Below are 3,538 nucleotides of genomic sequence, written 5' to 3'. Positions count from 1 at the left end.
CTACATACATATGGGCTTATATCATATTTTCTTTAATTATGTGGATTTTAAGTATATTAATTTCAACGGGATATTTATTTGACAATAAAGGTAAATTCAATCTATTATATTTGAATTTTTATTTAATTTTCAATATTGTTTTTGGTTTATTGATACCTTTAAATACAAGTTTAATTTATTTTATACAAATGAGTGGAGAACCTAATGCTGACATGTTGTATTGGTATATCAATTTAGTAATTCTCATTGTAAATATTCTTGGACTATATTTATTTAGTGTAATTGAGTTTGAAATTTATAATTTGAAAAATAAAATAATTAAATACATTGGAATTTTATTAGTGATTTGTTCTGAATTAGCATTGTTCTATTTATATATAACAGCACCAACTGTAGATGAAGCATATAAAGGATTTATGTTTGAAGGTCTTTTCTTGTTTGCAGTCGACTTAATAATAGCCAGAATGTTTCTTCATTATTCAATTGCGAAAGATGAAATCAATGGTATGGACTAGATAGAGTAGATAAGAATTTAGTTCATGGATTTAAATAATAATTAATTTATTAAGGACAAGAAGCAGGAGGACATCATGATTTATATTATTTTAGTAGGCGTATTTGCATTGTATTATGGGATTACTTTTTTGAGTTTGATGAAAACAGAAGGCATTGCTTTTTTCTTTCTATTAGGAAACATAGGATTAATCATTAGTTTTATCATATTCTATTTAATAGGTGGACATTTAAATGGCAACGACTTAAGCAATTTTGTATTATACACAATTTACGGTTCATATTTCTATATGTACTTTGCTTTTAAACAATTATGGACTAAACCAATGAAGTTTAAATTTTTCAAAGTGGAAGATAGAACAGATGAAGACAGGGACAACTTTGTTTTAGAATTAAATAATTGCAAACCTCGAGGAATCTATTTATTTATTTCATCTATCGTATTATTCTGTCTTGGAATTCATTATATAACGCAGCAAGATGCAATAGAAATAAGTGATTTAAATATTACATTTATAGCTTTTGGCTTACTTATAATTATTCTCTGGTTACTAATGGATATTTACAGAAAAATTAGATATAAAGTCTTTATATTTAAAACACTTGTGCCATTAGTAGTAACGATATGGATGATTATTACAAATATAATTATTTCACATAAAGTGATGTAATTTAAATCTATGGAAAATTGAAGTAAAGAAGAATGAAAATTGCAATTTATATCGTAATATTTGGAATGGGACTTTACAGTGGAACAAGTTGTAAAGTCCTTTTTATTCAAGGGAAAATGGGTTTAAATTTTGAACTGTATCTACATATTGGAATTGGGGCGTGTATATAATGTATTCATTTAATTGTGTTAGAAATTCCTACATCATAGGTTTTAGTATAATAAGTCTATTTATGTATTTCTTTTGGGTTACTATTTATTTTATATTTCGAGGAGAAGGTACATTACCATTGTATGTTAAAAGTTATATGGTTATCTCACCAATTATTTGGATTATAGCTGCACTATGTGTTGCAGGATATTTATTTGAAAATAAAAAGGGCTATAAGATATATTATTTAAATATTTATATGGCTATAAATATGATATTTGCTAACTCAATCGTATTAAATGCAGGGATGTTATATTTTATTGGCATGAACTATGAAAATCAAGATGTATTTAATTATTGGTTATATAATCTGTTTATTCTATTTATGAGTATGGTTGGTTTAGTGCTGTTTGGAAGAAATGCATGGGAATCTGAAGTGACAAGATTAACAAAATTCTTAAGGAATTTAGGAATTGTCATTATAATCGGCACTTTATTAGCACTAGCAATTATATGGATTGTTGCTCCGACAATAGGCGATGAAAGTAGAGCGTTTTTTATTGAGTTAATGTTTTTGGCACTTACAAACTTACTTAATATTAGAGCATTCTTCCATTATCAACTTGCTAAAGATGAAATCAATGGTGTAGGTAAGATTGACAGCGAGAGTAATTAGGTATGTTGGAAATAACGATGTGTGCGAAGATATCTTTTCAAGCTAAAGATGATGAATAGTTGGATGGCTTAGCGGAAGTGAATAAGTTTTTTATGGATGATAAAAATATCCTACTGGTTCTATTGTATTTACTAGAAGATCAATTGGTTTAGTTGAACATATATATCATTTTTAGATTAGCTAAGAATAATAGTGCTATTAAGATTGGAGATATCTATGGAAAATAAAGATTCTGAGCAAATAATAATAGAAGGAAATATTCGATACAGGATATTAAAATATAAAGATAAAAACTATATTTTAGATACTTGTTCAAATCCTTTAGGGCAGCTTTTACCTTTTTTTACATCATTTATTTATAACAAAGCATATAAAGTTGATGAAGGCACAATTACTTCATTTTCAAATAAAACTCAAAAGGAAAATACATTAAGTAATACTGATCTTCTAAGATTAATCCCCGTCGTTTTTATATTGAGTAAAATATTCAAATCAATCGATCAGTCCATAAGATATTATGGAACTTTTGATATGAGGTTATTAATAACTTTGATGATTGTATCCATAGCTTTCTTTTTTCATTATAAAAAGAAAGAAAAAAGAAAAAAATTATTAAACAATCTCTTTAATCTGAGTAATGCTGAGGTAGTGGAAATAAGAAATGTTAGTAAACAAAAAAGATCTACTTTTAAGCTGTTAACTTTAGCAACATTCTTACACACAATAATAACTTTTATTTTTACTCTTGGTATATATTCTGCAGTTACAGATTATATAGGAATTAGTTCATTAACTTTAATTGCTGTTGGACTTGCTTATTATACTGTTGGCAAGCAACTATACATGTCTGATGAAAATTTCAAAATAATAGAAAAGAGTCCTCACCAAAATGCTTAGTTTAGTATAAGTACTGTATTTAAAAGTTGAGAATAAAAAATTAATGATTATAACTAGAGGACCTATGTATTGTTTAATGTATAAATTGTTGAAGACGAACATCGAACTAAAGAATTATATGGTTAATGGAAAAAGAATAAAATAGCAAAGCACAAGTATAAGGTAAAGATAATTTCGTACTCCCTTAATATTAGAGCATTCTTCCATTATCAACTTGCCAAAGATGAAATCAATGGTGTAGGTAAGATTGGCAGCGAGAGTAATTAGGTTTGTTGGTTATAATAATGTGTATTTCTAAATAACTATCATAATTTTATTATGTAAACTATAATTGTAAATTTTTAGTTTTTAAAGTACATAGATTAGGGTATAATGAATTATAAATTAATAGAGGAGGACTTTTTTTGGAAAAAGAAGCAAAATCTCATGATTCACTGAATAAAGTTTCGAAATTTATGAAATTTTTTGGTGGTCGTGATATTTATTTTATTTTAGGGCTATTTATCCTTTTAGGATTGACGATATTTATCTTCCAAAAGGTTTCATTTATATTTGAACCACTTATGACAGTGATTACGACTTTAGTAGGTCCAATTATTGTGGCGTTTGTAGCGTTTTATTTATTTAATCC

Annotated in this window: 4 protein-coding genes and 1 pseudogene; all 5 read left to right on the top strand. The window is 26.6% G+C overall.

Annotated features, from left to right (window positions below):
* Nucleotides 1-515: hypothetical protein (locus CD111_RS12710; RefSeq protein ID WP_206124264.1), on the top strand; the 515-nt coding region annotated here is incomplete at its 5' end.
* 75 nt (nucleotides 516-590) lie between these two features.
* On the top strand, nucleotides 591-1,184 hold the full coding sequence (locus tag CD111_RS12250; RefSeq protein ID WP_095088120.1) for a DUF5080 family protein: 594 nt from the start codon (nucleotides 591-593) through the stop codon (nucleotides 1,182-1,184).
* A 169-nt stretch (nucleotides 1,185-1,353) separates the two neighbouring features.
* A complete protein-coding gene (locus CD111_RS12245) occupies nucleotides 1,354-2,010 on the top strand; it encodes a DUF5079 family protein (RefSeq protein WP_095088118.1) in 657 nt (218 codons plus the stop codon).
* 216 nt (nucleotides 2,011-2,226) lie between these two features.
* Nucleotides 2,227-2,907: a DUF443 family protein gene (locus tag CD111_RS12240; RefSeq protein ID WP_095088116.1), complete on the top strand. Its 681-nt coding sequence runs from the start codon at nucleotides 2,227-2,229 to the stop codon at nucleotides 2,905-2,907.
* Between the two features lie 455 nt (nucleotides 2,908-3,362).
* A pseudogene (locus tag CD111_RS12805) lies at nucleotides 3,363-3,538 on the top strand (AI-2E family transporter); the annotation flags it as partial.

Origin of the sequence: Mammaliicoccus stepanovicii, from assembly GCF_002902525.1 — a bacterium.
In the GTDB taxonomy this organism is placed as follows: Bacteria; Bacillota; Bacilli; order Staphylococcales; family Staphylococcaceae; genus Mammaliicoccus; species Mammaliicoccus stepanovicii.
The sequence above is the reverse complement of the archived record's forward strand: the minus strand, read 5'-3'. Positions and strand labels throughout refer to the sequence as shown.

Bases quoted from the DNA above. Each gene is read 5' to 3' on its own strand.
- CD111_RS12250 (WP_095088120.1), top strand. From the start codon at position 591: ATGATTTATATTATTTTAGTAGGCGTATTTGCATTGTATTATGGGATT.
- CD111_RS12245 (WP_095088118.1), top strand. From the start codon at position 1,354: ATGTATTCATTTAATTGTGTTAGAAATTCCTACATCATAGGTTTTAGT.
- CD111_RS12240 (WP_095088116.1), top strand. From the start codon at position 2,227: ATGGAAAATAAAGATTCTGAGCAAATAATAATAGAAGGAAATATTCGA.